This window comes from Enterobacter sp. 118C5, assembly GCF_034107645.1.
In the GTDB taxonomy this organism is placed as follows: domain Bacteria; phylum Pseudomonadota; class Gammaproteobacteria; order Enterobacterales; family Enterobacteriaceae; genus Enterobacter; species Enterobacter nematophilus.
Genome location: NZ_JAWNEU010000018.1, coordinates 31292 through 58275, shown reverse-complemented (window position 1 = coordinate 58275; position 26984 = coordinate 31292). Strand labels below are relative to the sequence as shown.

Annotated in this window: 29 protein-coding genes and 1 riboswitch; of the genes, 15 read left to right on the top strand and 14 right to left on the bottom strand. The window is 60.9% G+C overall.

Features of this window, described 5'->3' with window-relative positions:
- The first annotated feature begins 9 nt into the window (after positions 1-9).
- Both putA and UTO39_RS20540 read left to right on the top strand, forming a co-directional pair.
- Positions 10-3972: a trifunctional transcriptional regulator/proline dehydrogenase/L-glutamate gamma-semialdehyde dehydrogenase gene (putA, locus tag UTO39_RS20545; RefSeq protein ID WP_320727950.1), complete on the top strand. Its 3963-nt coding sequence runs from the start codon at positions 10-12 to the stop codon at positions 3970-3972.
- A gap of 51 nt (positions 3973-4023) precedes the next feature.
- Positions 4024-4413 (top strand): lysozyme inhibitor LprI family protein, encoded by a 390-nt coding sequence (locus tag UTO39_RS20540; RefSeq protein WP_266178326.1) that lies wholly within the window; start codon positions 4024-4026, stop codon positions 4411-4413.
- 71 nt (positions 4414-4484) lie between these two features.
- On the opposite strand, the gene rutR is transcribed toward UTO39_RS20540, so the two are convergent.
- Positions 4485-5123, bottom strand: coding sequence for an HTH-type transcriptional regulator RutR (rutR, locus tag UTO39_RS20535; protein WP_320727949.1), 639 nt, complete (start codon positions 5121-5123; stop codon positions 4485-4487).
- Positions 5124-5368: 245 nt separating this feature from the next.
- Between rutR and rutA the strand changes: the two genes are divergently transcribed.
- From rutA to rutG, 7 genes are read left to right on the top strand one after another with little or no spacing between them, the layout of a single operon-like run.
- Complete coding sequence (rutA, locus tag UTO39_RS20530; protein ID WP_041910549.1) at positions 5369-6460, top strand: pyrimidine utilization protein A; 1092 nt, start codon at positions 5369-5371, stop codon at positions 6458-6460.
- Positions 6460-7149, top strand: a complete 690-nt coding sequence (rutB, locus tag UTO39_RS20525) for a pyrimidine utilization protein B (RefSeq protein WP_266178327.1) — start codon at positions 6460-6462, stop codon at positions 7147-7149. The genes rutA and rutB overlap by 1 nt, the downstream gene beginning before the upstream one ends.
- Before the next feature lie 11 nt (positions 7150-7160).
- Positions 7161-7547 (top strand): pyrimidine utilization protein C, encoded by a 387-nt coding sequence (gene rutC / locus UTO39_RS20520; protein ID WP_061098621.1) that lies wholly within the window; start codon positions 7161-7163, stop codon positions 7545-7547.
- A gap of 7 nt (positions 7548-7554) precedes the next feature.
- The gene (gene rutD, locus UTO39_RS20515; protein WP_320727948.1) at positions 7555-8355 is read left to right on the top strand and encodes a pyrimidine utilization protein D; all 801 of its coding nucleotides are present in this window, start codon (positions 7555-7557) and stop codon (positions 8353-8355) included.
- Positions 8356-8364: 9 nt separating this feature from the next.
- Positions 8365-8955, top strand: coding sequence for a malonic semialdehyde reductase (locus UTO39_RS20510; RefSeq protein WP_320727947.1), 591 nt, complete (start codon positions 8365-8367; stop codon positions 8953-8955).
- Between the two features lie 9 nt (positions 8956-8964).
- Entirely contained in the window at positions 8965-9459 is a 495-nt protein-coding gene (rutF, locus tag UTO39_RS20505) for an NADH-dependent FMN reductase RutF (RefSeq protein WP_320727946.1), read from the top strand.
- 21 nt (positions 9460-9480) lie between these two features.
- Entirely contained in the window at positions 9481-10803 is a 1323-nt protein-coding gene (gene rutG, locus UTO39_RS20500; RefSeq protein ID WP_266178329.1) for a pyrimidine utilization transport protein G, read from the top strand.
- Between the two features lie 58 nt (positions 10804-10861).
- On the opposite strand, the gene UTO39_RS20495 is transcribed toward rutG, so the two are convergent.
- The 4 genes from UTO39_RS20495 to UTO39_RS20480 all read right to left on the bottom strand — a co-directional run bounded on the left by UTO39_RS20495 (position 10862) and on the right by UTO39_RS20480 (position 12925).
- Positions 10862-11362, bottom strand: a complete 501-nt coding sequence (locus UTO39_RS20495) for a GNAT family N-acetyltransferase (protein ID WP_320727945.1) — start codon at positions 11360-11362, stop codon at positions 10862-10864.
- Positions 11363-11389: 27 nt separating this feature from the next.
- A complete protein-coding gene (locus UTO39_RS20490) occupies positions 11390-11659 on the bottom strand; it encodes a DUF1778 domain-containing protein (protein WP_008499829.1) in 270 nt (89 codons plus the stop codon).
- A 61-nt stretch (positions 11660-11720) separates the two neighbouring features.
- Positions 11721-12638 carry a DMT family transporter gene (locus tag UTO39_RS20485; protein ID WP_320727944.1) on the bottom strand — a complete coding sequence of 306 codons (918 nt, stop codon included), beginning with the start codon at positions 12636-12638 and terminating at the stop codon, positions 11721-11723.
- 116 nt (positions 12639-12754) lie between these two features.
- The gene (locus UTO39_RS20480; protein WP_001273664.1) at positions 12755-12925 is read right to left on the bottom strand and encodes a general stress protein; all 171 of its coding nucleotides are present in this window, start codon (positions 12923-12925) and stop codon (positions 12755-12757) included.
- A 392-nt stretch (positions 12926-13317) separates the two neighbouring features.
- Between UTO39_RS20480 and wrbA the strand changes: the two genes are divergently transcribed.
- Positions 13318-13914: an NAD(P)H:quinone oxidoreductase gene (wrbA, locus tag UTO39_RS20475; protein WP_041910554.1), complete on the top strand. Its 597-nt coding sequence runs from the start codon at positions 13318-13320 to the stop codon at positions 13912-13914.
- Between the two features lie 18 nt (positions 13915-13932).
- Positions 13933-14160 (top strand): YccJ family protein, encoded by a 228-nt coding sequence (locus UTO39_RS20470; protein ID WP_151412861.1) that lies wholly within the window; start codon positions 13933-13935, stop codon positions 14158-14160.
- Positions 14161-14193: 33 nt separating this feature from the next.
- Here UTO39_RS20470 and agp read toward each other — a convergent pair whose 3' ends face one another.
- On the bottom strand, positions 14194-15435 hold the full coding sequence (gene agp / locus UTO39_RS20465) for a bifunctional glucose-1-phosphatase/inositol phosphatase (RefSeq protein ID WP_320727943.1): 1242 nt from the start codon (positions 15433-15435) through the stop codon (positions 14194-14196).
- A 152-nt stretch (positions 15436-15587) separates the two neighbouring features.
- Here agp and UTO39_RS20460 point away from each other — a divergent pair, with 152 nt between their 5' ends.
- Both UTO39_RS20460 and UTO39_RS20455 read left to right on the top strand, forming a co-directional pair.
- Positions 15588-16031 carry a helix-turn-helix domain-containing protein gene (locus UTO39_RS20460; protein WP_266178333.1) on the top strand — a complete coding sequence of 148 codons (444 nt, stop codon included), beginning with the start codon at positions 15588-15590 and terminating at the stop codon, positions 16029-16031.
- A gap of 125 nt (positions 16032-16156) precedes the next feature.
- The gene (locus tag UTO39_RS20455) at positions 16157-16951 is read left to right on the top strand and encodes an SDR family oxidoreductase (protein ID WP_320727942.1); all 795 of its coding nucleotides are present in this window, start codon (positions 16157-16159) and stop codon (positions 16949-16951) included.
- 74 nt (positions 16952-17025) lie between these two features.
- On the opposite strand, the gene UTO39_RS20450 is transcribed toward UTO39_RS20455, so the two are convergent.
- Entirely contained in the window at positions 17026-17529 is a 504-nt protein-coding gene (locus UTO39_RS20450) for a DedA family protein (RefSeq protein ID WP_320727941.1), read from the bottom strand.
- 154 nt (positions 17530-17683) lie between these two features.
- Positions 17684-17853: riboswitch (M-box (ykoK) riboswitch) on the top strand.
- Between the two features lie 60 nt (positions 17854-17913).
- Between UTO39_RS20450 and UTO39_RS20445 the strand changes: the two genes are divergently transcribed.
- The gene (locus UTO39_RS20445) at positions 17914-18915 is read left to right on the top strand and encodes a magnesium transporter (protein ID WP_320727940.1); all 1002 of its coding nucleotides are present in this window, start codon (positions 17914-17916) and stop codon (positions 18913-18915) included.
- Here UTO39_RS20445 and hpxK read toward each other — a convergent pair.
- The 7 genes from hpxK to hpxU all read right to left on the bottom strand — a co-directional run bounded on the left by hpxK (position 18881) and on the right by hpxU (position 25253).
- On the bottom strand, positions 18881-20143 hold the full coding sequence (gene hpxK, locus UTO39_RS20440) for an allantoate amidohydrolase (protein WP_320727939.1): 1263 nt from the start codon (positions 20141-20143) through the stop codon (positions 18881-18883). The genes UTO39_RS20445 and hpxK overlap by 35 nt on opposite strands.
- Positions 20140-21381: an alanine--glyoxylate aminotransferase family protein gene (locus tag UTO39_RS20435; RefSeq protein ID WP_253541475.1), complete on the bottom strand. Its 1242-nt coding sequence runs from the start codon at positions 21379-21381 to the stop codon at positions 20140-20142. Before UTO39_RS20435 ends, hpxK begins: the two co-directional genes overlap by 4 nt.
- A gap of 13 nt (positions 21382-21394) precedes the next feature.
- Entirely contained in the window at positions 21395-22132 is a 738-nt protein-coding gene (locus UTO39_RS20430; protein WP_320727938.1) for an amino acid ABC transporter ATP-binding protein, read from the bottom strand.
- Positions 22113-22769, bottom strand: coding sequence for an amino acid ABC transporter permease (locus UTO39_RS20425; protein ID WP_080328162.1), 657 nt, complete (start codon positions 22767-22769; stop codon positions 22113-22115). The genes UTO39_RS20430 and UTO39_RS20425 overlap by 20 nt, the downstream gene beginning before the upstream one ends.
- Positions 22769-23434, bottom strand: a complete 666-nt coding sequence (locus tag UTO39_RS20420) for an amino acid ABC transporter permease (RefSeq protein WP_061099687.1) — start codon at positions 23432-23434, stop codon at positions 22769-22771. The genes UTO39_RS20425 and UTO39_RS20420 overlap by 1 nt, the downstream gene beginning before the upstream one ends.
- A 4-nt stretch (positions 23435-23438) precedes the next feature.
- Positions 23439-24221: a transporter substrate-binding domain-containing protein gene (locus UTO39_RS20415; RefSeq protein WP_041910577.1), complete on the bottom strand. Its 783-nt coding sequence runs from the start codon at positions 24219-24221 to the stop codon at positions 23439-23441.
- A 192-nt stretch (positions 24222-24413) separates the two neighbouring features.
- Entirely contained in the window at positions 24414-25253 is an 840-nt protein-coding gene (gene hpxU, locus UTO39_RS20410; protein WP_320727937.1) for a MurR/RpiR family transcriptional regulator HpxU, read from the bottom strand.
- Positions 25254-25397: 144 nt separating this feature from the next.
- On the opposite strand from hpxU, the gene hpxW reads away from it, so the two are divergent.
- Entirely contained in the window at positions 25398-26981 is a 1584-nt protein-coding gene (hpxW, locus tag UTO39_RS20405) for an oxamate amidohydrolase (RefSeq protein WP_320727936.1), read from the top strand.
- Positions 26982-26984: the final 3 nt, after the last annotated feature.

Below are 26984 nucleotides of genomic sequence, written 5' to 3'. Positions count from 1 at the left end.
AGTTTTGGCATGGGGATGACCACCATGGGGGTTAAGCTGGATGACGCGACCCGCGAACGGATTAAAACCGCAGCAACCCGCATTGACCGCACACCGCACTGGTTAATCAAGCAGGCGATTTTTAACTATCTGGAAAGGCTTGAGAGCGAAGAAGGCCTGCCGGAGCTGCCTGCCCTGCTGGCGGGCGCAGCAAACGAAAGCGACGACGCCGCGACGGCGGTGGAAGAGAACCACCAGCCGTTCCTCGAATTTGCCGAGCAGATCCTGCCGCAGTCCGTCAGCCGCGCCGCCATTACCGGGGCTTACCGCCGCGCCGAAACCGACGCCGTGCCGATGCTGCTGGAGCAGGCCCGCCTGCCGGAAGCCATTGCCGCCCAGGCGCACAGCCTGGCGTATCAGTTAGCCGACAAGCTGCGCAACCAGAAAACCGCCACCGGCCGCGCCGGGATGGTACAGGGGCTGCTGCAGGAGTTCTCCCTCTCCTCGCAGGAAGGCGTGGCGCTGATGTGCCTGGCGGAAGCGCTGCTGCGTATTCCGGATAAAGCCACCCGCGACGCGCTGATCCGCGACAAGATCAGCAACGGCAACTGGCACTCCCATATTGGCCGCAGCCCGTCGCTGTTCGTCAACGCCGCCACCTGGGGCCTGCTGTTTACCGGCAAGCTGGTCTCCACCCATAACGAAGCCAACCTGTCACGCTCTCTGAACCGCATCATCGGTAAGAGCGGCGAGCCGCTGATCCGTAAGGGCGTGGACATGGCGATGCGCCTGATGGGCGAGCAGTTCGTCACCGGGGAAACCATTGCCGAAGCGCTGGCGAACGCCCGCAAGCTGGAAGATAAAGGTTTCCGCTACTCGTACGACATGCTGGGCGAAGCGGCGCTCACCGCCGCCGACGCGCAGGCCTACATGGTCTCTTACCAGCAGGCGATCCACGCCATCGGTAAAGCGTCCAACGGTCGCGGTATTTATGAAGGCCCTGGCATCTCTATTAAGCTCTCCGCCCTGCACCCGCGCTACAGCCGCGCGCAGTACGACCGGGTGATGGAAGAGCTCTATCCGCGCCTGAAGTCCCTGACCCTGCTGGCGCGCCAGTATGACATCGGCATCAACATCGACGCCGAAGAGGCCGACCGTCTGGAGATCTCCCTCGATCTGCTGGAAAAACTGTGCTTCGAGCCGGAGCTGGCGGGCTGGAACGGAATCGGTTTTGTCATCCAGGCCTACCAGAAGCGCTGCCCGTTCGTCATTGATTACCTGATTGATCTGGCAAGCCGCAGCCGCCGTCGCCTGATGATCCGCCTGGTGAAGGGCGCCTACTGGGACAGCGAAATCAAACGCGCCCAGATGGAAGGGCTGGAAGGCTATCCGGTCTATACCCGCAAGGTCTACACCGACGTCTCTTACCTCGCCTGCGCGAAAAAACTGCTCGGCGTGCCGAACCTGATTTATCCGCAGTTCGCGACCCACAACGCCCATACCCTGGCGGCGATCTACAGCCTGGCCGGGCAGAACTACTATCCGGGCCAGTACGAGTTCCAGTGCCTGCACGGCATGGGCGAACCGCTGTACGAACAGGTAACCGGTAAAGTGGCCGACGGCAAGCTGAACCGTCCGTGCCGCATCTATGCCCCGGTGGGCACCCACGAAACCCTGCTGGCGTACCTGGTGCGTCGCCTGCTGGAAAACGGTGCGAACACCTCCTTCGTTAACCGCATCGCCGACACCACCCTGCCGCTGGACGAGCTGGTGGCCGATCCGGTGCAGGCCGTAGAGAAGATGGCCGCGCACGAAGGCCAGATTGGCCTGCCTCATCCGAAGATTGCCCTGCCGCGCGAGCTGTATGGCGAGAGCCGCGTCAACTCGGCGGGTCTGGATCTCGCCAACGAACACCGTCTGGCGTCCCTCTCCTCTGCCCTGCTCAACAGCGCGTTGCAGAAGTGGCAGGCCAAACCGATCCTTGAGCAGGCCGTCGAGGACGGTGACATGCAGCCGGTGATCAACCCGGCAGAGCCGAAGGACATCGTCGGCTACGCGCGTGAAGCAACCGAAGCGGAAGTGGACCAGGCGCTGGAGAGCGCGGTGAACAACGCGCCAATCTGGTTCGCCACCCCGCCGCAGGAGCGTGCCGCCATTCTGGAACGCGCCGCGGTGCTGATGGAAGATCAGATGCAGTCGCTCATCGGCATTCTGGTGCGCGAGGCGGGTAAAACCTTCAGCAACGCCATCGCCGAAGTGCGCGAGGCCGTCGACTTCCTGCACTACTACGCCGGTCAGGTGCGCGATGATTTCGACAACGAGACTCACCGTCCGCTCGGTCCGGTGGTCTGTATCAGCCCGTGGAACTTCCCGCTGGCGATCTTCACCGGCCAGATTGCCGCCGCGCTGGCCGCAGGCAACAGCGTGCTGGCAAAACCAGCTGAGCAGACCCCGCTGATTGCCGCCCAGGGCATCAACATCCTACTGGAAGCAGGCGTACCTGCGGGCGTGGTCCAGCTGCTGCCGGGCCGCGGTGAAACCGTCGGCGCGAAGCTGACCTCCGATAACCGCGTGCGCGGCGTGATGTTTACCGGTTCGACCGAAGTGGCTTCTCTGCTGCAGCGTAACATTGCTACCCGTCTGGATGCGCAGGGCCGCCCTACGCCGCTCATCGCCGAAACCGGCGGGATGAACGCCATGATCGTTGACTCCTCCGCGCTCACCGAGCAGGTGGTGGTCGACGTGCTGGCCTCCGCCTTCGACAGCGCCGGTCAGCGCTGCTCCGCCCTGCGCGTGCTGTGCCTGCAGGACGACGTGGCGGACCACACGCTGAAGATGCTGCGCGGCGCGATGGCGGAATGCCGCATGGGCAACCCGGGCCGTCTCACTACCGACATCGGGCCGGTGATCGACGCGGAGGCCAAAGCCAACATTGAAAACCACATTCAGGCCATGCGCGCCAAAGGCCGTCCGGTGTTCCAGGCGGTGCGCGAGAACAGCGAAGATGCCCGCGAGTGGCAGACCGGCACCTTCGTGCCGCCTACGCTTATCGAGCTGGCAAGCTTCGACGAGCTGAAAAAAGAGGTCTTCGGCCCGGTGCTGCACGTGGTGCGCTACAGCCGTAACAACCTCAACGAGCTTATCGACCAGATCAACGCCTCCGGCTACGGACTGACGCTCGGCGTGCATACCCGTATCGACGAAACCATTGCGCAGGTCACCGGCACGGCCAAAGTCGGCAACCTGTACGTCAACCGCAACATGGTGGGCGCGGTCGTGGGCGTGCAGCCGTTCGGCGGCGAAGGCCTCTCCGGCACCGGTCCGAAAGCGGGCGGCCCGCTCTACCTGTACCGCCTGCTGGCGAACCGTCCGGAAAACGCGCTGGGCGTAACGCTGGCGCGCCAGGACGCACACTATCCGGTGGATACGCAGGTGAAAACCGTGCTGACCCAGCCGCTGGAGGCGCTGATCGCCTGGGCGGAAAAACGTCCTGAGCTGCGTACGGTTGCCCGGCAGTACGGCGAGCTGGCTCAAGCGGGCACGCAGCGCCTGCTGCCGGGGCCAACCGGCGAGCGCAACACCTGGACGCTGATGCCGCGCGAGCGCGTGCTGTGCGTGGCGGATAACGAGCAGGACGCGCTGGTGCAGCTGGCCGCGGCGATGGCTACCGGCTGCGAAGTGCTGTGGCCGGAAGATGCGCTGCATCGCGATCTCGCCAAGCAGCTGCCGAAAGCGGTCTCGGCCCGCATTCGCTTTGCGAAGGCCGATGCCCTGCTGACCCAGCCGTTTGATGCGGTGATCTACCACGGTGATTCCGACCAGCTGCGCGAACTCTGCGAGCAGGTGGCTGCCCGCAGCGGGGCGATTGTTTCCGTGCAGGGCTTCGCCCGCGGTGAAACCAACCTGCTGCTGGAGCGCCTGTACGTGGAGCGCTCGCTCAGCGTCAACACCGCGGCGGCGGGCGGTAACGCCAGCCTGATGACAATCGGCTAACGCTGTGCTAATAAGGCTCCGGAGACGGAGCCTTATTTTATTGGGGAGTATATGAAACGATATCTTATCGCCGGTGCGGCACTGCTGTTCAGCGCCAGCGCGCTGGCCAACGAGTGCGACAAAGCGACCACCCAGCTTGAAATGAACACCTGTAGCGCGCAGCAGTACCAGGCTGCAGATAAAAAGCTCAACCAGACCTATCAGGCCGCCATTAAGCGTGCCGCGGCTCCCCAGCGCGATCTGCTGAAAAAGGCGCAGCAGGCGTGGATTGCCCTGCGCGACGCGGACTGCGCGTTTATCGGTTCGGGTACGGAGGGCGGCAGCGTTCAGCCCATGATTGTGAATCAGTGCCTGGCGGAGAAAACCGTGGAGCGCGAAGCGTTTCTGTCCTCGCTGATGCAGTGTGAAGAGGGCGACCTAAGCTGTCCCCTCTCCCCATAGGGGCGAGGGCGAAAAGACAGCACAGAACAGTCCCCTCGCCCCTCCGGGGAGAGGGTTAGGGTGAGGGGGAACTAGCGCACGCGGATCCCTTCAATAATCATCCGCTGCACGTTTTGCAGGGTACTGTGGAAAAACGCCTCGTCCTGGAGCGTTTTTCCGGTTACCGCCTCGACCTGGGCCGCAAAGTCAGCGTAATGCTGGGTAGCGGCCCAAATCATAAAGATCAGGTGCTGCGGGTCGACCGGGGCCAGCTTTCCGCTGGCAACCCATCCGGCGATAATCGCCGACTTATCGTCCACCAGCTGCTTTAAATCTCCGGTTAATACCCCCTGCAGCAGCGGCGCGCCCTGCAGCATCTCAAGACAGAACAGCCTTGACGCCTGCGGGTAATCGCGCGACACCTCCAGCTTCAGGCGAATGTACTCCTCTATAGCCACCAGCGGGGCCAGCTCTTCGCGGAACGCCTTAAGCGGCGCCAGCCAGATATCGAGGATCTGCTGCATCACCGCCACATAGAGCGCCTCTTTCGACGGGTAATAGTAGAGCAGATTAGTTTTGGATACCCCGGACTGCTCCGCCACCTGTTCCAGGCGCGTGCCGTGAATGCCAAACTGTGAAAAGGTCTCCAGCGCGGCGCTGAGGATCGCCTGTTTCTTGGCGCTCACCGCCTGCGAACGTTTACCTGGTGTTTTCACTGCGCCTTGTGTCATTCCCGCTCTCCTTATTCTGCGTTGCCCTCAGCATAGCAAAACCCCCGTCTCGCCACGACATTCTGCACTCCCATCGCGCATGAGTGCCTGTTTTCTGTGCAATGTTTTTGACCATTTAGTCCACATTTAGCAGCATCAATTCCCCAACCTCTGATTAACACATTAATAACACAGCCATTTTCAAAACTGGCATTGCCTTTGCAAAACCACCGTTACACCTGCGACGTAATGAAGAGAGGTTCGTGATGAAAATTGGCGTATTTGTACCCATCGGCAACAACGGCTGGCTTATCTCGACCACTGCACCGCAATACATGCCCACCTTTGAGCTGAATAAAGCCATCGTACAAAAAGCGGAGCACTACCATTTCGACTTTGCGCTTTCGATGATCAAGCTACGCGGCTTTGGCGGCAAAACTGAATTCTGGGACCACAACCTGGAGTCCTTCACCCTGATGGCCGGGCTGGCGGCGGTCACCTCGCGGATCCAGATCTACGCCACCGCGGCCACCCTCACCCTGCCGCCCGCAATCGTGGCGCGCATGGCCTCCACCATCGACTCCATCTCCGGCGGGCGCTTCGGCGTTAACCTGGTAACCGGCTGGCAAAAACCGGAGTACGAGCAGATGGGGCTCTGGCCGGGCGACGATTACTTCTCCCGCCGCTACGACTACCTGACCGAATACGTGCAGGTGCTGCGCGACCTGTGGGGCACCGGCAAAAGCGACTTTAAAGGCGACTTCTTCACCATGAACGACTGCCGCGTCAGCCCGCAGCCGTCTGTGCCGATGAAGGTGATTTGCGCCGGGCAGAGCGACGCGGGGATGGAATTCTCCGCCAAATACGCCGACTTCAACTTCTGCTTCGGCAAAGGCGTTAACACCCCAGCCGCCTTCGCCCCAACCGCCGCGCGGATGAAAGAGGCCGCCGACAAGACCGGGCGCGACGTGGGCTCCTACGTGCTGTTTATGGTGATTGCCGACGAAACCGACGACGCCGCACGCGCTAAATGGGAGCGGTATAAGGACGGCGCTGACGACGAAGCCCTGAGCTGGCTTACCGAGCAGAGCCAGAAAGACACCCGTTCCGGCGCGGACACCAACGTGCGCCAGATGGCCGACCCGACCTCCGCCGTCAATATCAACATGGGCACGCTGGTTGGCTCGTATGCCAGCGTCGCCAGAATGCTCGACGAAGTGGCGGCCGTACCCGGCGCGGAGGGCGTCCTGCTGACCTTCGATGATTTCCTCACCGGCGTGGAAACCTTCGGCGAGCGCATCCAGCCGCTGATGCAGTGTCGCGCCCATATTCCTGCCGTCACGAAGGAGGTGGCGTAATGACGACCCTAAACGCTCGCCCGGAAGCCATCACCTTTGCGCCGCAGCAGAGCGCGCTGATCGTGGTGGACATGCAAAACGCCTACGCCAGCAAGGGCGGCTATCTGGATCTGGCGGGGTTCGACGTCTCCGCCACAAGGCCTGTGATCGAGAACATCAAAACCGCCGTCGCCGCGGCGCGCGCGGCGGGCATGCTCATCATCTGGTTCCAGAACGGCTGGGATGACCAATACGTCGAGGCAGGCGGCCCCGGCTCGCCCAACTTCCACAAGTCCAACGCCCTGAAAACCATGCGTAAGAACCCAGACCTGCAGGGCAAGCTGCTGGCCAAAGGCGGCTGGGATTATCAGCTGGTGGACGAGCTGGTGCCGCAGGCGGGCGATATCGTCCTGCCGAAACCGCGCTACAGCGGCTTTTTCAATACCCCGCTCGACAGCCTGCTGCGCAGCCGGGGCATTCGCCATCTGGTCTTCACCGGTATCGCCACCAACGTCTGCGTGGAGTCGACCCTGCGCGACGGCTTTTTCCTTGAGTATTTCGGCGTGGTGCTGGAGGACGCGACCCATCAGGCCGGGCCGGAGTTCGCCCAGAAAGCCGCCCTGTTCAATATCGAAACCTTTTTTGGCTGGGTCAGTAACGTTGCCGATTTCTGCAACGCCCTGACCCCGCCGCTCGCCCGTATCGCCTGAGGAGACGCCTGATGCCGAAATCCGTGATTATTCCGCCGGGTACCAGCACGCCCATTGCCCCGTTTGTTCCCGGCACCCTCGCCGACGGCGTGGTGTATGTCTCCGGCACGCTGCCGTTTGATAAAGACAACAACGTGGTGTTTATCAACGACCCAAAGGCGCAAACCCGCCACGTGCTGGAGACGATCAAAACCGTCATCGAAACGGCGGGTGGCACCATGGAGGACGTGACCTTCAACAGCATCTTTATCACCGACTGGAAAAACTACGCCGCGATTAACGAAATCTACGCCGAGTTCTTCCCCGGCGATAAACCGGCGCGGTTCTGCATTCAGTGCGGGCTGGTAAAACCGGACGCGCTGGTTGAGATCGCCACCGTTGCGCACGTCGCGAAGTGAGGCAGGCATGAAACTTTCCGTCTCGCCGCCGCCGTACGAGGGTGCGCCCGTGGTGGTCTTTATTTCCGGTCTCGGCGGCAGCGGCAGCTACTGGCTGCCCCAGCAGGCCGCGCTGGAGCCGGAGTATCAGGTGGTGTGCTATGACCAGCGGGGAACGGGTAATAACCCCGCCACCCTGCCGGAGGGTTACAGCCTTGCGCAGATGGCAGACGAGCTCGCCCAGGCGCTGGCTGACACGGGCATTGCGCGCTACAGCGTCGTCGGGCACGCGCTCGGCGCGCTGGTCGGCCTGCAGCTGGCTCTAGACAGGCCCGACGCCCTCACCGCGCTCGTGTGCGTCAACGCCTGGCTGACCCTCAATGCCCACACCCGCCGCTGTTTTGACGTTCGCGAGCGGCTGCTGCATTCCGGCGGCGCGCAGGCGTGGGTCGAGGCGCAGCCGCTGTTTCTCTACCCGGCAGACTGGATGGCCGCCCGCGCGCCGCGACTGGAGGCCGAAGAAGCGCTGGCGCTGGCCCATTTCCAGGGCAAAACCAACCTGCTGCGCAGGCTCAGCGCCCTGAAAAAAGCCGACTTCCGCCGCCAGGCCGCACGCATTCGCTGCCCGGTTCACATTATCTGTTCCGCCGACGACGTGCTGGTGCCGTCCGTCTGTTCCGCTGAACTGCACGCCGCCCTCCCGCACGCCCACAAAACGGTCATGCGCCAGGGCGGGCATGCCTGCAACGTCACCGAGCCGGACACCTTTAACACTCTGCTGCTGAACGGGCTCGCCAGCCTGCTGCACAGCCCTGAACCCGCTTTATAAGGAGCTTTAATGAGCGAAGCCATTACCCCCGCCGCGCTGGAAACGCTGTTCACCGGCGCCCGCACCCACAACGGCTGGCTGGATATGCCGGTCAGCGACGAGACGCTGCGCGAGATCTACAACCTGATGAAATGGGGGCCGACCTCCGCCAACTGCTCCCCGGCGCGGATTGTGTTTGTGCGAAGCGCAGAGGTAAAAGAGAAGCTGCGCCCGGCGCTCTCCAGCGGCAACCTCGAGAAAACGCTTACCGCCCCGGTCACGGCCATTGTCGCCTGGGACGGGGAATTCTACGAGCGCCTGCCCGAGCTGTTCCCGCACGGCGATGCAAAGAGCTGGTTTACCGCAAGCCCCGCGCTGGCGGAAGAGACGGCCTTTCGCAACAGCTCAATGCAGGCCGCGTATCTGATCTTCGCCTGTCGCGCGCTCGGGCTGGATACCGGGCCGATGTCGGGCTTTGACCGACAAAAGGTCGACGAGGCCTTTTTCACCGGCACCACGCTTAAAAGCAACCTGCTGATCAACATTGGCTATGGCGATACGCGCAAACTTTACGGGCGCCTGCCGCGCCTGACCTTCGACGATGCCTGCGGGCTTGCGTAAGGAGCGATCATGACGACACCGGATAAACAGACCTTTCGCGACGCCATGGCCTGCGTTGGCGCGGCGGTCAACATCATCACCACCGACGGCCCGGCGGGGATGGCGGGCTTTACCGCCAGCGCGGTATGCAGCGTCACGGATTCCCCTCCCACCCTGCTGGTGTGCCTGAACCGCGGCGCGTCCGTCTGGCCCACGTTCAGCGAGAACCGCACCCTGTGCGTGAATACCCTGAGCGCCGGACAGGAGCGTTTATCCAATCTGTTTGGCGGCAAAACGCCGATGGAAGAACGCTTTGCCGCCGCCCGCTGGCAGACGGGCGACACGGGCTGCCCGCGTCTGGAGGATGCGCTGGCCTCGTTTGACTGCCGCATCAGCCAGGTGGTGAGCGTCGGTACTCACGACATTCTGTTTTGCGACATCGTTTCCATTATTCGCCACCCCGCGCCGCAAGGTCTGGTGTGGTTTGACCGCGGCTACCACGCGCTTATGCGACCCGCCTGCTAAGGCGCTTTAAGGAGACAGACCATGTTCGGATTTCCCCACTGGCAGTTGAAATCGACCTCCACAGAAGCAGGCGTGGTCGCGCCGGATGAACGGCTCCCGCTCGGGCAGACGATGGTGATGGGCGTCCAGCATGCGGTCGCGATGTTTGGCGCGACGGTGCTGATGCCGATGCTGATGGGGCTCGATCCCAACCTGTCTATTCTGATGTCGGGTATCGGCACCCTGCTGTTCTTTTTTGTTACCGGCGGGCGCGTGCCCAGCTATCTCGGCTCCAGCGCCGCCTTTGTCGGGGTGGTCATCGCTACTACCGGTTTTAACGGCCAGGGGATCAACCCCAACCTGAGCGTGGCCCTCGGGGGCATCATAGCCTGCGGTCTGGTGTACACCCTGATTGGTCTGGTGGTGATGAAGATCGGCACGCGCTGGATCGAACGGATGATGCCCCCCGTCGTCACCGGTGCAGTGGTGATGGCAATAGGCCTGAACCTCGCGCCGATTGCGGTGAAAAGCGTCTCCGCTTCGCCGTTTGAAAGCTGGATGGCGGTTATAACCGTGCTGTGCATCGGCCTGGTGGCGGTGTTCACGCGGGGGATGATCCAGCGGCTGCTGATCCTGGTCGGGCTGATTGTCGCCTGTCTGATATACGCCCTGCTGGCGAACGTGTTCGGCATGGGCAAGCCGGTGGATTTTACCCTGCTTCATCAGGCCGCCTGGTTCGGTCTGCCGCAGGTGACCTCGCCCACCTTTAACACGCAGGCGATGATGCTTATCGCCCCGGTGGCGGTGATCCTGGTGGCTGAGAACTTAGGTCACCTGAAGGCGGTCGCGGGGATGACCGGGCGCAGCATGGATCCGTACATGGGCCGCGCGTTCGTCGGCGACGGGCTGGCAACCATGCTCTCAGGCTCCGTGGGCGGCAGCGGCGTGACCACCTACGCGGAAAACATCGGCGTGATGGCGGTGACCAAAGTCTACTCGACGCTGGTCTTCGTCGCGGCGGCGGTCATGGCGATCCTTCTTGGTTTCTCACCGAAGTTCGGCGCGCTGATCCACACCATTCCGTCGCCGGTCATCGGCGGCGCGTCGATTGTGGTGTTCGGGCTGATCGCCGTGGCCGGAGCGCGCATCTGGGTGCAGCATCGGGTCGACCTCAGCCAGAACAGCAACCTGATCATGGTGGCCGTCACGCTGGTGCTGGGCGCGGGCGATTTTGCCCTGACGCTGGGCGGATTTACGATTGGCGGGATTGGTACGGCGACCTTCGGGGCGATCCTGCTTAACGCCCTGCTGAGCCGCCGGATGGCCGCTGCGCCGCAGGGTGCCGTGGTGCATCAGGATTCGTGAAACCGATATGTCGGGTGAAGGCTACGCCTTACCCGACCTGCATGCTCCTTAAGAGCGATCACGCCTGCTCAAACAGCCGTTCGATAGATTTTGTCGGGAAGAACAAAGAGTGGCTGTTTTCGCCTGCCAGCGGGATAAAACCCAGCTTCAGATAAAATCGTTTAGCCTGCTCGCTAAGGGCATCAACAAATATTCCGTGTACGCCCACAGCCTGCGACGCCAGGTAAACCACGCGCATAGCGTGTGCAACAAGCGTTATTCCCCACTCGTTTCCCTGTAGTTCTTTATGAATAGCCAGACGTCCCAGCGTCACGCTGGGTACGTTGCTATAAGGGATCCCTCGCTGCTGAGTCTTAGAAGGAAGCATCGCTCTCTCAAAGTAACTTCCCGATAGCGTGTAATAGCCCAGCACGCGCGGATGGTCGCGCTCTTTAAGCAGGTAGGCTCGTAGAATACGCCCATTGTGCTGGCGCACCAGGTGTTCTCTCAGAAAGGCATTTAGCGAGGGTTCACCACAATCAAAATCCCCGAAATCGTAATCGGTTCCCTCTGAAAACATTTCAATCGTGAGATTTTCCAGGACGCTTCACTCCATGTTTCGAAGACGTTTTGCCGCTCGCTTGAGGCGTTCATTTGGCTCTGGTGGATTGTCGATGGCATCCATCACCGCATTCCATGAGGCTTCGTTCAACACGAGACGACGGTGCTGCTCGATGACCTCTGCAGCACGCTCTGACGCACTGTTCACCATAAACTGGGTGATCGTTTGATTCGTCATCGCCGCCGCTTCTTCAATCATTGTTTTGTCTTCGTCCGTTAAGCGAAGATCGATACGCTGTTTTTTAAGTGCTGGCATGGTTTACATCACCGTGTACGGTTTTAATCCGTACGCACCCTAAGTAACGTTGCGCTTTTTTTCAATCTAAACCTTTCTCAGCAGTCAAATGACTCGCTTCACGCCGCCGCTTTCTGAGCTTTAGCTCGCTCACCAGCACCCCGGCGACAATAAACGCCGCGCCCACCAGCGCCAGCAGCGGCAAACGCTCGCCAGCGAGTCGTCCGAAAATCCCCGCCCACACCGGTTCGCCGGTATAAATCACCGTCGCGCGCGTTGGCGATACGCTGCGCTGCGCCCAGTTCATGGTCACCTGAATAATGGCGCTGAAGATGCCGAGCCCCAGCGCGACCACCACCAGCCCCGTGGATATCTGCGGCACGGATTCCCCGGCGGGCACCATCGTCGCGAACGCCACCAGCGACGCCGTCGCGAGCTGCACCACCGTCACGCGCTTGACGTCCACTTTCCCAGCCCAGGCGCTGATCAAAATAATTTCCGCCGCGATGGCAATGGCCCCTACGAGGGTAATGATCTCGCCCGGCCCCAGCGCCAGCAGGTTATTTTCCGGCCCGGCTAATAAAATCAGGCCGATAAACGCCAGCACAATGCCAATGCAGGACATCAGGCCCGGAATTCTGCCGAGACAGAGCCACTGCAATAGCGGAACCAGCGGTACGTACATGGCGGTAATAAATGCAGATTTGCTGCTGGAGATGGTCTGCAAACCCCACGTCTGCAGGCTGTACCCCATCGCTATCGCAATCCCAATCGCCACGCCGGCCTTGAGCTCCTTCAGCGTCAGACCCCGCAGCGTTTTAAGGGAGATCAGCCCCACGGCTATCGCCGCCGTCGCAAAGCGCAGGCCTACAAAAAAGAACGGATCGCTGAGGGTTACCGCGTACTGGACGGCAAGAAAGGTCCCGCCCCAGAACATGGTGATGAGAATAAGGATGGCTTCCTGCGGTTTTATGGAGAATTTAAAGCGTGAGACGGACATGCGACACCAGCAAGTGAGATCAATTCTGTAGTGTGCGTTGCCTTTGGTTACAGTTCAATGTTGCAGAAATAAAAAAACCGCCGGGAAACCCGGCGGCAGGGAGTCAACCCGGCGTACTACTTGTTGCTGCCGTGGCTATTTTTACCCCCTTTTTTACCAGCCTCTGACGCGCGCTGAGGGTCATTCTTGAAGTTACCCCCGCTAGACTGGCCACCTTTACGACCTGCTTCTGATGCTCTTTCACGGTCTTCAGCGAAATTACCTGAACCACCACGATGGTTTGCCATCTCTAACCTCCAGAGTGTGAAACATTAGACATCATATTGCATTCAGTAAAAGAGGATTCTTTCACCTCGCGGCTAAAGGACAGGGCCTTTATCTGTGCCGCGTGAAACTAAGCTTAGTGGACTGAGGCTATCCGGCAAGCCACGGGTAATATTCTGCAACATGATCTTCGCCATTCAGGTCAGATAACGCGACGGAAATCTATAAGCCTTTCTTATCATTTTAAAATTCGGCGACCAGAAAGTTGTTTCATTTTGCTACAGTAGCCTTATTGTAACCATATTGTTATAAATCAAAGAAATGCCGTTCATTTTTGCAGTCTGGCCGTGATGTCATATCTTTAAATGAACGCAGCGATCCGCTGTCAGAAAAAACCAACGAGGAGTGATGCAAAATGGCAAAAGTTCTGGTGCTCTATTATTCCATGTATGGACACATTGAAACCATGGCTCACGCGGTAGCAGAAGGCGCAAACAGAGTGGACGGCGTTGAGGTTGTGGTAAAACGCGTACCGGAAACCATGCAGGCGGAAGCGTTCGCCAAAGCCGGGGGAAAAACCCAAAATGCCCCGGTCGCCACCCCGCAGGAGCTGGCGGAGTATGATGCCATTATCTTCGGCACCCCGACCCGCTTCGGCAATATGTCAGGCCAGATGCGTACCTTCCTCGATCAAACCGGCGGGCTCTGGGCATCCGGGGCGCTGTACGGCAAGCTCGCCAGCGTATTCAGCTCTACCGGCACCGGCGGCGGGCAGGAGCAGACGATTACCTCAACCTGGACTACCCTTGCTCATCATGGGATGGTGATTGTGCCAATTGGCTACGGCGCGCAGGAGCTGTTTGACGTTTCTCAGGTGCGCGGCGGCACGCCGTACGGCGCAACCACCATTGCCGGTGGAGATGGCTCACGTCAGCCAAGCAATGAAGAACTCTCTATCGCCCGCTATCAGGGTGAATACGTTGCGGGTCTCGCTAAAAAACTGAACGGCTAACCCAACAGGAGGAAAAGTATGCCAACACAGGAATCCAAAGCTCACCACGTGGGCGAATGGGCAAGTTTACGCAACACCTCTCCGGAGATTGCCGAAGCCATCTTTGAAGTCGCGAAGTACGATGAAAAGCTGGCAGAGCAGATTTGGGAAGAAGGCAACGATGAAGTGCTGATTCGCGCTTTCGAAAAAACGGACAAAGACTCGCTCTTCTGGGGCGAGCAAACCATCGAACGTAAAAACGTCTAAGCGTTTCCCCCCGCCGCCGCGGGGGGTTCTCTTTTACTTCGCCGCGTTATTCATAACCGCATTGAATTTATCCACCGGACAGAAGCCGTTCGCGTCCACCGGACAGCCCTTCAGCTCCAGCGTCACGCGCTGCGCGGGCGACTGCAATGACAGCACGCTGGCGTTGCGCAGCTGCTCCGCGCTCTGGTAGACATACTCAATTTTCATCAGCTCCTTATTGCCGTTTTTGTCGTGCCAGCGCTGGAAGACAATTTTGCCGCCAATCGGGGTCCGTTCCTGCTGGTCGTGCAGCTGATACGGCCTGAAGTCCAGCGCGGTGAGCAGTGAAGCGATGTTCGAATCGTGCCCTACCAGCAGGGTGATCTTCGGCGCTTTCGCCTGTTCGGTGACCAGCGTTTTATCGATATATTTGACCAGCGGCTTCGCCACGTTCTGCGCCACCTCGGTGGAGGTAAACAGCGAGCCCTGATAGCCGTTCTTCAGCTTCGACAGCACGCGCCACTGCTGGTCGGTCTTGATTTCACCCCACGCGACCTGGTCGGCCGGGAAGCCTTCGTAATACTGCAGCGTAAACGCGTCCACCAGCGAGTTACCCACCTTCAGCGGGCCGGATACGCCAGGCTCCTTTTCATAGTCGGCGCTGAAGGTGTCTTTCGCGTCCGCCAGTGAGCAGACTTTTTTCTCTTTGCAGGAAGGGGAATCGGCGTAATTCGTCATCTGCTCCAGCAGCTTATAGCTTTCGCCAAGCTGCATTTTCTGCCGCTCGGTCTCCATCGCCTTCAGCGCTTTTTCGCGGAATTCCGGCGAGTTATCGGTAATCACCGGATTAAAAGTCGGATCCATGGTGCCCATTTTTTCCTGATGGTGCACGGGAACGTCGCACCCCGGGAACGCGCCGGTAATGAAGAACTGCGCGGTGGCGACGGTACGCTGCAGGCTGTTGGCGTAAGCATAGACGCTATCCGCCGCTGGGCACTCTCCCGTCTTCACCATCCCCTGCTCTGCCAGCCACTCGCGCATGTAATGGCCCATATAGACTTCCAGCACGCCGCCCTTGGTGGTGAGCTGACCGCCCGGCACGTCCCACTCCGGCCACTGCTTCGGCGTGGACTGCTCCAGCACGCTGCCATTGTTGGCGAGCGGCGCGCGCAGGTTGTGACGGCTCATGATTAACACCTGCTGCAGCTGATAGCCTTCCGGCGTCTCCTGCGCCTGTGCGCCAAAGGTCATTGAAAGGGTACCTGCCACGGCCACTGCGAGTAGTGCTTTTCTCATCCCTCGTTCCTCACGCTTTTTTAATGTTCCGCTGAGTGTGACAGATTCGTGACAGTTTTTTCGGGAAGCATTTCTCAAACTGATGATTAACGTGCTTACGGTGGGCGCTAATTAGTTTTATAATAAAACCACACCCCACCGGAGACCTTACCGTGAAACGTACCCGCCTTGAAGAGAGCCCCTGCCCCGTCGCCCGTTCGCTGGATATCATCGGCGACTGGTGGTCGCTGCTGATCGTTCGCGACGCGCTGCGCGGGATTAAACGCTTCGGCGAGTTTCAGAAAAGCCTCGGTATCGCGAAAAACATGCTCACCTCGCGGCTGAAGCTGCTGGTCGACGAAGGCATCCTCCGGCTTCAGCCCGCCTCCGACGGCAGCGCATGGCAGGAATACGTTCTGACCGACAAGGGACGCGCTCTCCAGACGGTGCTGGTCGCCCTCTCCCAGTGGGGCAATGAATTTTTGTTCGCGGAAAACGAATGCGGCACCGTGCTGGTCGATAGCGAACAGCGCAAACCGCTGCGTAAACTGGCGCTTATCGCCGACGATGGGCGCGAGCTGACGCCTGAAGAGATCGTGGCTAAACTCCCCTCCTGATCGTTCCCAACGGCAAAAGCACAAAATGCCCAGCAAAATGGTTGCATTATAAAACCAAATAGCAGAGAGTTAATTCAGTTTCATATTGAAACCAAACAACCCACTTTGCCTTGAGGTAACACACGATGACTACGCAAATCACCACCGCCCTGATCACGGGCGCCTCTTCCGGGATCGGTGCCGTCTATGCCGATCGCCTGGCCGCGCGCGGCGCAAACCTGGTCCTGGTCGCCCGCCGCGAGGATCGCCTGAAAACCCTCGCCGCCGCCCTGCGCGCGCGCTATGGCGTGGCCGTCGATATTCTGGTGGCCGATCTCAGCGATGAAGCCGGGATCCGCGCCGTGGAAGAGGAACTGCGCAGCAATACCGCCATCGATACGCTGGTAAACAACGCGGGCACCGCGCAGATGGCCCCGTTCCTCGCGGGCGACGTGGCGCAGCATCAGGCCATCAACACCCTCAACACCACGGCGCTGATGCGTCTGACCTACGCCATCCTGCCCCGCCTGGCGAAGAACAATCGCGGGACGCTGATCAATATCGCCTCGGTGCTATCGCTCCATGTCCGTGCGGGCAGCTCGCTGTACAGCGCCACCAAAGCCTGGGTGCTGAGCTTTACCCGCGGGCTGCAGGAAGAATTTGCCGACAGCAGCGTGCGCATTCAGGCGGTGCTGCCCGCCGCCACCGCGACGGAGATCTGGAGCCATTCAGGGGTTACGGTGAACGATTTGCCGGAAGGGTCGGTGATGACCACCGACGATATGGTCGATGCGTCACTGGCGGGTCTGGATCAGGGCGAACAGATCACTATTCCGCCGATGCATGACGCCACCTTGTGGACTCGCTACGAAGCGGCGCGCCTTGAGCTGTTTAACAGCGCGCGCACCGGTATTCCGGCACCGCGCTACGCTAAACTCTAGTCTGGCGTCAGACGAGTCGAGCTACACGCCAGGAACAGAGCTGCTGGTGGACGGCGGAATGGGGAGTCTGTAACTCAAAAGGCGCTGATGCCGGTGACCGCGCCGACATACAGCGCCGCCCACGCGCAGGCGGAAAGCAGGCTGACGGCGTAAACTTTGACGGCGTTCAGCCTGAGCATCCCCGCCGCCAGCGGCACGACATAACGCAACACCGCCAGAAAGCGCGACGTAAACAGTACGATGATGCCGTTCTTTTGCAGCTGATGCTGAACCCGTAAAAACGTAGCGGCATGCTTCGCCGTAAAGCGCGCGACCAGCCGGGTGTGCCCCATCAGCTGGCCGATATGGTAATTCAGCGCCGAACCGGCCGTTGCCCCCAGCACCACGGCGAGCCACGCCAGCGCGGGATGCATGCTCCCCTGGCTGACGCCGATGCCCGCCAGCAGCATCACCGAAGCGGGCGGCAGCACGGAGGAGATCAGCACCGTGGACTTGCTCAGCGCCATCACGAATAACAGCGCGAACAGATGTGCGGGATAATGCGCAAAATGATTCAGCAGATTATCAAACCACGCCATTTTTCTCCCCCCGTTAATTAATCCTCCATTTAAAAGGAATAACCTTAAATAAACCCTCAACATTTTATTATTAAGATTTACCTAAACCTTTCTTAAACATTATTTAATTTCCTGAGCGGTAAATTTAAACAGGCGTATTATTCCTCACGCTTTACAACGATCTCGTTATGGCGAGGCTCCTGTACAAATACACGTTATCGCTCTGGTGGGTTCGAGAGAACCGGCACAGGGTAAAACAGGCACTGTCGAATCAAGGCTTTGTCAGTATAACTTCCCTTGCGGGATACGGTGTACAGTGCTGAACCCAGGACGTGGGGATCTCCTTTCCGACATGCCCTGTCTTGCTCGCCCCTGAGAGATATTATTATTCAAAGGGAATTCACTATGTCTTACGCTATTCACAACCAAAACCTGGCATTCAACGACAGCGCGGTCGCGCAATATATGAATACCGATTTTATCGTCCTCGACGTTTCATTATGCGTGGCGCTGGCGCGCGAGCAATTCTTCGAAAAATTAAAAGACGATGATATTCCGTCGCATATTTTTATTGAAGACCATGGACGCCTGGCGGGGATGATTGCGGTGCGCAAATTATTGCAGGTCACGGATACCGTGCAGCCAGTTAAAAGCCTGATGATTTCTCAGTTTTTGCAGGTCAAACCGGAAGATGAACGCGCTGATGTCGCCGGGCTTCTGGCCCACGGCGAGGCGGACGTCGTGCCGGTTGTGACCCACGGCAAGCTCGTCGGCTGCCTGACCGAGCGCGAAATTGCCCATCTGCTGGAAGATGACGTCACCGAAGACGCCCAGCTCCAGGGGGCGACGCTGCCGCTGGAGAAGCCCTATCTGGAAACCAGCGCCTTCAGCCTGTGGAAGAAACGCTCCGTCTGGCTGCTGCTGCTGTTTGTCGCGGAAGCCTACACCAGCTCGGTGATCCAGCACTTTGAAGAGGCGCTGGAATCCGCCATCGCGCTCGCGTTCTTTATTCCGCTGCTGATCGGTACGGGCGGCAACAGCGGAACGCAGATCACCTCCACGCTGGTGCGCGCCATGGCGCTGGGTGAAGTGCATCTGCGCGACGTGGGCCGCGTGCTGCGCAAAGAGATGACCACCTCGCTGATGATTGCCGTCACGCTCGGTATTGCCGGGTGCATCCGCGCCTGGATGATGGGGATCGGGCTGGAAATCACGCTTATCGTCAGCCTGACGCTGGTGTGCATTACGCTCTGGAGCGCGATTGTGTCGTCAGTGATTCCGATGGTGCTCAAGCGCTGCGGTATCGACCCGGCGGTCGTCTCCGCGCCGTTTATCGCGACGCTTATCGACGGTACCGGGCTGATTATCTACTTCAAGATCGCGCAGTATACGCTGGGGCTGGAGTAGCGCGGTCCGCCAGCTGAATCACCGCACGTGAAAACGCCTCAACCGCCAGCGCGACATCCTCAGCCATCACCGATTCCGCCGGGTGGTGGCTGACACCGCCCCTGCAGCGCACGAACAGCATGCCCACCGGCCAGCGTTCCGCGATGGCAATCGCATCGTGGCCCGCGCCGCTGGGCAGCGACAGCGAGCGCCCCTGTACCGATTTGACGGCCTCCCCCAGCACGTTCTGCAGGTGGAGATCGCACGGCGTGGCGGCAATGCGGTAAAACTCCTCGGCGCTAAACGCCAGCCCGCGGCGCGATGCGATCGCCCGGGCATGTTCCAGCAGGTCGTTGAGCAACCTGTCCAGCGGTGCATCCTGCGGGCCGCGAATATCGAGGGAGAGCTGAACCTCGCCGGGGATCACGTTCACCGCCCCCGGCAGGCAGCGCAGCTCACCAACCGTCGCCACCAGGTTGCCGCCCTGCTGTCGGGTCGCGTTTTCAATGATAACCATCCACTCGGCGGCGGCGGCAAGGGCGTCCCTGCGGTGGTGCATTGGCACGGTTCCCGCGTGCCCGGCCTCGCCGGTGAAGCGGCAGTTCAGGCGACGAGCGCCGTTAATGGCCTCCACCACGCCAAGCGCGAGCGCCTCCTGCTCAAGGCACGGCCCCTGCTCAATATGCAGCTCCAGATAGGCGCTGAAATCCTCCTGACGGCGCGCGGCATGCGACACGCGGGCGGGATCGAGCCCCGCCTGGGTCATCGCCTGCGCCACGCTGATGCCGCTGGCGTCGGCTTTTTCCAGCCAGCCCTGCGGCCAGGTGCCCGTCAGCCCCCGGCTGCCCAACAGCGTAATGCCGAAGCGGGTGCCCTCTTCATCGCAAAAGCCGACAATCTCAATGGCCTGTGCCAGATGCACACCCTGCTGGTGCAGGCTGTCCACCACTTCAATGGCCGCGAGCACCCCGAGCATGCCGTCGTAGCGTCCCGCGTTGCGCACGGTATCCAGATGCGATCCGAGCAGCACCGCCTGCGCCCCTTCCTGCGCGCCCTCATAGCGGCCGCTGATATTGCCCACGCTGTCCTGCCAGACGGTCATTCCCGCCTGGCTCATCCACTGCCCCACCAGCTGGTTGGCCTGCAGATGCTGCGTGGAGAGGTAGACCCGGGTCAGCGCATCCGGGGTTTCGCTGATGGCGGCCAGCGCGTCGGCGCGGGCCATCACCCGTTCTGCCGCCGGGCTCATTGCGGCGTCTCGCGGCGATAGTGGTCCCACGCGGCCTGCATCGCCGCACCCTGCGTGGTGGTGAATTTCAGGTAGTTCAGCACCGACTCCAGCGCGCTCAGGGTGGTCATCACGCAGTCCTTACGCGCGTTATAGCCCATGGTGCCGATGCGCCACACCTTGCCGTGCAGCGGGCCAAACGAGGTGCCAATTTCAATCCCGAAATCCTCCAGCATCAGCTTACGCACCTGGTCGCCGTTGATGCCCTGCGGAATAACCACGCCCAGCACGTTGTTCATCTTGTGCTTCAGGTCGCCGAAGGTCTCCAGCCCCATCGCCTGAATGCCCTTCAGCAGCGCATCGCCGTGCAGCTTATGACGCGCGATGCCGTTATCCAGCCCTTCCTGCAGGATCAGCCGCGCGCACTCGCGGGCGCCAAACAGCGCGGTGGTGGCTTCGGTATGGTGGTTGAGGCGCTCCGGCCCCCAGTAGTCCATCACCATGCCGAGATCGAAATAGTTGGAGTAGATCATCTCCTCGTCGCCGTCGCGGTGGGCGTCGGTGCGTATGCCCTCCTCAACGCATTTACGGCGGCGGATCGCCTCCTCCATGCGCGCGCTGAGTGTGATCGGCGAGGTGCCCGACGGGCCGCCGAGGCACTTCTGCATTCCGGCCGAGACGGCATCCAGCCCCCAGGCGTCGGTCTCCAGCGCGTTACCCCCGAGCGACGCTGTGGCGTCGGTGTAGAACAGCACGTCGTAGCGGCGGCAGATGGCCCCGAGCTCGGCGAGCGGCTGTAGCATGGTAGTGGAGGTGTCGCCCTGTACGGTCAGCAGCAGGCGCGGACGAATACGCTTAATCGCGTCCTCGACCTGGTCCGGGGTGAACACCTCGCCCCACGGCACCTCGATGGTGTGCACCTCCGCGCGGCAGCGGCGGGCAATTTCGCACAGCAGGTGTCCAAAGCGGCCAAAGACCGGCACCAGCACTTTATCTCCGGGGCGGATGGCGGAGACCAGAATGGCTTCAATCCCCGCGCGGGAGGTGCCGTCCACCAGCATCGTCCAGCGGTTCTCGGTGCGGAACACCCCGCGGTAGAGCGCCATCACCTCGTTCATGTAGTGGGTCATGGCCGGATCGTACTGGCCGATCAGCTGGCTCGACATGGCGCGCAGCACGCGCGGGTCGGCGTTGATCGGCCCCGGCCCCATCAGCAGGCGCTGGGGCGGGTTAATTTGCGGAAAGCGTGCGATATCCATTTGTCAGTCCTTATCAGTTGAGGCCGCGCACGGAGGAGATGAACTGCTTCAGTTCCGTGGTCTGCGGGTTGGCGAACAGCGTTTTGCTGTCGCCCTGCTCCCAGACTTTCCCCTGGTGCATAAACACCACGCGGTCGCCCACTTCGCGGGCAAAATTCATTTCATGGGTCACGAGGATCAGGGTCATCCCGTCGGCCGCCAGCTGCTCCAGCACCTTGAGCACTTCGCCCACCAGCTCCGGGTCGAGCGCGGAGGTGATCTCGTCGCAGAGTAAAACCTTAGGCGACATCGCCAGCGCGCGGGCAATCGCCACGCGCTGCTGCTGGCCGCCGGAGAGGCTCGACGGGTAGTAATCCAGACGATCGCCAAGCCCCACTTTCTCCAGCATGCGCTGCGCCAGCTCGCGGCATTCGGCGGCGCTTTTCTTCAGCACCCGACGCGGGGCGAGCATCACGTTCTCCAGCGCCGTCATGTGCGGGAACAGGTTGAAGCTCTGGAACACCATCCCGACCGAGCGGCTGATTTCGCGCGCCTGGGAATCCCGGTCGGTAATGGTCATGCCGCCCAGCTTGATGCTCCCGTCCTGATACCCTTCCAGGCCGTTGATACAGCGCAGCAGCGTGCTTTTGCCCGAACCGCTGCGCCCGATAATGGAGATCACCTGGCCCATGTCGATATCCAGATCGACGCCCTTGAGCACGTGGTTATCGCCGTAGTACTTCTGCACCTGATTAATGGTGATGAGAGGCATTGAATTTGGTCTCCAGATAGCGGCTGTAGCGCGACAGCGGATAACACAGAATAAAGTAGCCGAGCGCCACCAGCGCAAAGACCTTAAACGGCTGATAGGTCACGTTGGTCAGCATGGTGCCGGCCTTGGTCAGCTCGATGAAGCCGATAATCGACGCCAGCGCGGTGCCCTTGATCACCTGCACGGCAAAGCCGACCGTCGGGGCGATGCCGATGCGCAGCGCCTGCGGGGCGACCACGCGAAACAGGGTCTGGCCGAAGGTCAGCCCCAGGCAGCGCGAGGCTTCCCACTGCCCTTTTGGCAGGGCGCGAATGCTGCCGTACCAGATATCGAGCAGAAACGCGCTGGTGTAGAAGGTTAACGCCAGCGAGGCGGCGGTCCACGGCGAGACGTCGATGCCGAACAGCGCCACGCCGAAGAAGGCCAGGAACAGCTGCATCAGCAGCGGGGTGCCCTGAAACAGCTCAATATAGCCGCGGATGATGCGCTTCACCGTGCGCCCGCCCGTCAGGCGCAGCAGCAGGAGCGGCAGCGTTACCGCCGCCCCGCCGACAAACGCCACCAGCGACAGCAGCACCGTCCAGCGCCCGGCCAGCAGCAGGTTGCGAATAATGTCCCAGTCGGTAAAGGTGGTCATCATGCCTGCACCCCCAGCCATTTACGTCCTGCCGCCATCATCAGCTGGCGCAGGGTAATCGACAGCGCTAAGTAAATCCCGGTTGTCACCAGATAGACCTCAAAGCTCAAAAACGTTCTGGACTGGATCAGGTTGGCGGCGAAGGTCAGCTCTTCATACGAGACCTGCGACACCACCGACGAGCCGAGCATCACGATGATGCACTGGCTCACCAGCGCCGGATAAATGCGCTGCAGCGCGGGCGGCAGCACCACGCGAATAAACGTCTGCAAACGAGTCAGCCCTAATACGCGCCCGGCCTCCCACTGCCCTTTCGGCGTGACCTGAATGCCCGCGCGGATTATCTCGGTGCTGTACGCGCCCAGGTTCACCACCATTGCCAACAGCGCCGCTTCCCCCGCCGTCATCTTCAGTCCCAGATTCGGCAGGCCGAAGACGATGAAAAACAGCTGCACCACAAACGGCGTGTTGCGGATGATTTCCACGTACGCGCCCCAGATCCGGCTGAACCAGGTGGCGCGTCCGCTGCGGATCGCCGCCCCGAAAATCCCGATTGCCAGCCCGCCGACGGTCGCCATCACCGTCAGCTGAATGGTGACCCACAGCCCCGCCAGCAGCTCCGGCCAGTGCGGCCAGAGGGCTGAAAAATCAAGTTGCTCCGTCATCGGCTCAGGCGCCAAGGTTTGCCGGCAGCGGGGCCTTCAGCCATTGCTCGGACAGGCCGTTCAGCGTGCCGTCCTTGATACCCTGCTCAATCAGCGCATCCACTTTTGCCTTCAGAGCCGGTTCGTTTTTCTTCAGCCCAATAAAGCACGGCGAATCTTTCAGCATAAAGCTCGGCACGGGAGCTTTGTCCGCGTTCTGGCGCGAAATGGCCGCCACCACGAGGTTGCCGGTCGCCACGTACTGCACCTGGCCGGAGAGGTAGGCGGAGAGCGTGGTGTTGTTGTCTTCGTAACGTTTCACGTTGGCGTCTTTTGGCGCCAGGCCGGTCAGCACCATGTCCTCCACCGCCCCGCGCGTCACGCCGATGGTTTTCCCGCTCAGCGCGGCGGCGTCCTTCAGCTCGGCCCCTTTCGGGCCAAACACGCCGAGGAAGAACGGCGCGTAGGCGCGGCTGAAGTCGATCACCTTCTCGCGCTCCGGGTTTTTACCGAGGCTGGAAATGACCAGATCCACCTTATCGGTTTGCAGGTACGGCACGCGGTTGGCGCTGGTCACCGGCACCAGCTGAAGCTTGAGCTTCATCTGTTTCGCCAGATAGCGCGCCATATCGATGTCGTAGCCCTGCGGCTGCAGATCGGTCCCCACCGAGCCAAACGGCGGGAAGTCCTGCGGAACGGCAATGCGGATGGTGCCGCGCTTCTCGATATCCTGAAGCTGGTCAGCCTTTGCCGGCAGCTGAGTGAAGAGACAGGCGGCCCCGGCCAGTGCAATTAACAGTTTTTTCATGGTGCTTCCCCGTAACGTTAACATGAAACAAAAGATTCTTTGAATGTGATTTTGCAACTAATGTGCCAGATAAGGCGAAGCGGGGAATATTCTTGTAAAGCCTGATAAAACGAGGACGGGTCGAAAAAAGCCTGCGTTTTCCCGACCCGTCAACTGCACCATTTTAATGCAAAGCACCAGCCTGATGCCCCATTATCGTTGTTCGAGTTCATCCAGCTGCTGGTAAAGGGAGGCAATTTCGTGAATGCGCGGACGGCCTTTATCGAGAATTTCATGCAGGAAGGCGTTTGCCAGCAGGTTAATCAGGCTGTTGACCGAGGAGTAGCTGTCGTAGGCGGAGACGCTGTCCAGCGGGGCGCAAAGCTGCCAGCTCGCCAGCGGAAACAGGCTGTGGGCCTGCGGCTCGCACATCAGCAGCACCGGAACACCGCTACTCTGAAGCTGCTGCATCAGCGGGCGGATGATGCGCGGGCGGCGGCGAAAGGCCATCATCACCACCAGATCGTCCGGCGTTAAGTCCACCAGCTCCTCGCTCAGGCTCTGCCCCGGCTGCGGCAGAACCAGCACCTGACCGCGCGCCTGCAGCAGCTGCTGGCGCAGGTGCAGCGCCGCCGGATAGGCGTTACGCATGCCGATAATCACGATGCGCCGCGCCTTGACCATGCAGGCCATGGCGTCGGCAAACTGCTGCGCGTCAAGGGCATTGACCCACTGGGTCAGGTTCGCCATCTCCTGCTTGTAGTGGCGCGCCAGCAGCGTATTGCCCTGCACCGCATCGCGGTTATCGGTGAGCGGCATCCCGCTCTGGCGCAGGGTGCGCAGCTCGTCGCGCATATCCTTATATTTCTCATAGCCCAGACGCTTAAACAGGCGGCTCACCGTGGCTTTCGACACCCCGCTCAGCTGCGCCAGCTCGGCGCTGTTGTAGCTAATCAGGTCGTCAAAATGGTCGAATATAAAATCCGCCACCCGCTGCTCCTGCGGCGACAGCGACGGGTACTGTGCTTTCAGACGTTCATCCAGTTGTTCCATAGCGCCTCTGTAACTTTTGTTTCATCACATTATGCCATTCTTTAATACGTATTCATTATACGTGCCAGTTTACTGAAACTTTTCTCTCAGAACTGGAACAGCTTTTGCAGCGCCTTGTGACTTTCAGGGTTACGAGGACTTCTCATGCAAAGCAATGTCTCCACGCACGGCATGGCCGTTGCGCCCCACCACCTTGCCAGCCAGAGCGCGCTGGCGGTGCTGCGCGAAGGCGGCAGCGCGATTGAAGCGATGGTCGCGGCAGCGGCCACCATCGCCGTGGTTTACCCCCACATGAACGGGCTGGGCGGCGATGGCTTCTGGCTTATCGTTCCGCCGGAAGGCGACCCCATCGCCATTGACGCCAGCGGCGCGGCGGGATCGCGGGCAACGCTTGCCGCCTACGACAGGCTCACGCACATTCCCCATCGCGGACCGCAGGCGGCGCTGACCGTCGCCGGTACGGTGAGCGGCTGGGACGAGGCGCTGAAGGTCTCGCGCGAGATGACCGGCAAGTCGCTGCCGCTGGCCCGCCTGCTGGGCGACGCCATCGACTATGCGCAGAACGGCACGCCGGTCACGGCCTCACAGGCCCATGCCACGGCCAGTAAATTCGACGAACTGAAGGCCATCCCCGGCTTCGCGGAAACCTGGCTGGTGGACGGTAAGCCGCCGCAGGTCGGGAGCCGTTTTTACCAGCCCGCCATGGCCACAACCCTGACGCGCCTGGCGGAAGACGGTCTGGACAGCTTTTATCGCGGCCCGCTGGCGAACGTGCTGGCGCACGGCATGGAGACGCTGGGCCTGCCCGTGACGCTGGCCGATCTTAACGCGCACGCAGCCCGGCGTACCGCGCCGCTGAAGCTGCAGCATCAGCAGGGGGAGATCTTTAACCACGCCCCGCCGACGCAGGGGCTGGTCTCGCTGGCGATACTCGGCATCACCGACCGCCTGAATATGGCGGAGGCCGACGACGCGGACACCATTCACCGCATCGTTGAAGCCACAAAGCTGGCCTTTGGCCTGCGCGATGCCCACATCACCGACCCGCGCGAGCTGAAAACCGATGTTCAGGGTCTGCTGGATCCCGCCGCCCTGCAGGCGCTTGCCGACAGGGTTGACGACGGCCGCGCCGCGCCGTGGGGCACCGGAAAAGGGCCCGGCGATACGGTGTGGATGGGGGTGATGGATAATAGCGGGTTTGCCGTGTCGTTTATCCAGAGTATTTATCACGAGTTCGGCAGCGGCGTGGTGCTGCCCGATACCGGCATCGTCTGGCAGAACCGGGGGGCGTCGTTCAGCCTCGACCCCGCTCATCTGCTGGCCCTCGCGCCGGGCAAACAGCCTTTCCATACCCTGAACCCGGCGGCGGCGCGTCTTAAGGACGGGCGCGTGATGGTCTACGGATCGATGGGCGGCGACGGACAGCCGCAAACCCAGGCCACGCTCTTTACCCGCTACGTGGTTCAGGGCATGCCGTTGCAGGAAAGCATTTCCCGCCCGCGCTGGCTGCTGGGACGCACCTGGGGACAAACCTCAGACACCTTAAAACTGGAAGGACGCTTTAGCGCTGAGACGGTCGCTCAGCTTCGCGGGCGGGGGCACGAGGTGGAAATGTTCCCTGACTTTAGCGAAGCGATGGGCCACGCGGGCGCGATTGTCCGCCACCCCAACGGGCTGTTCGAAGGGGCGTTTGACCCGCGCAGCAACGGCGCGGCCGCCGGATTCTGAGGA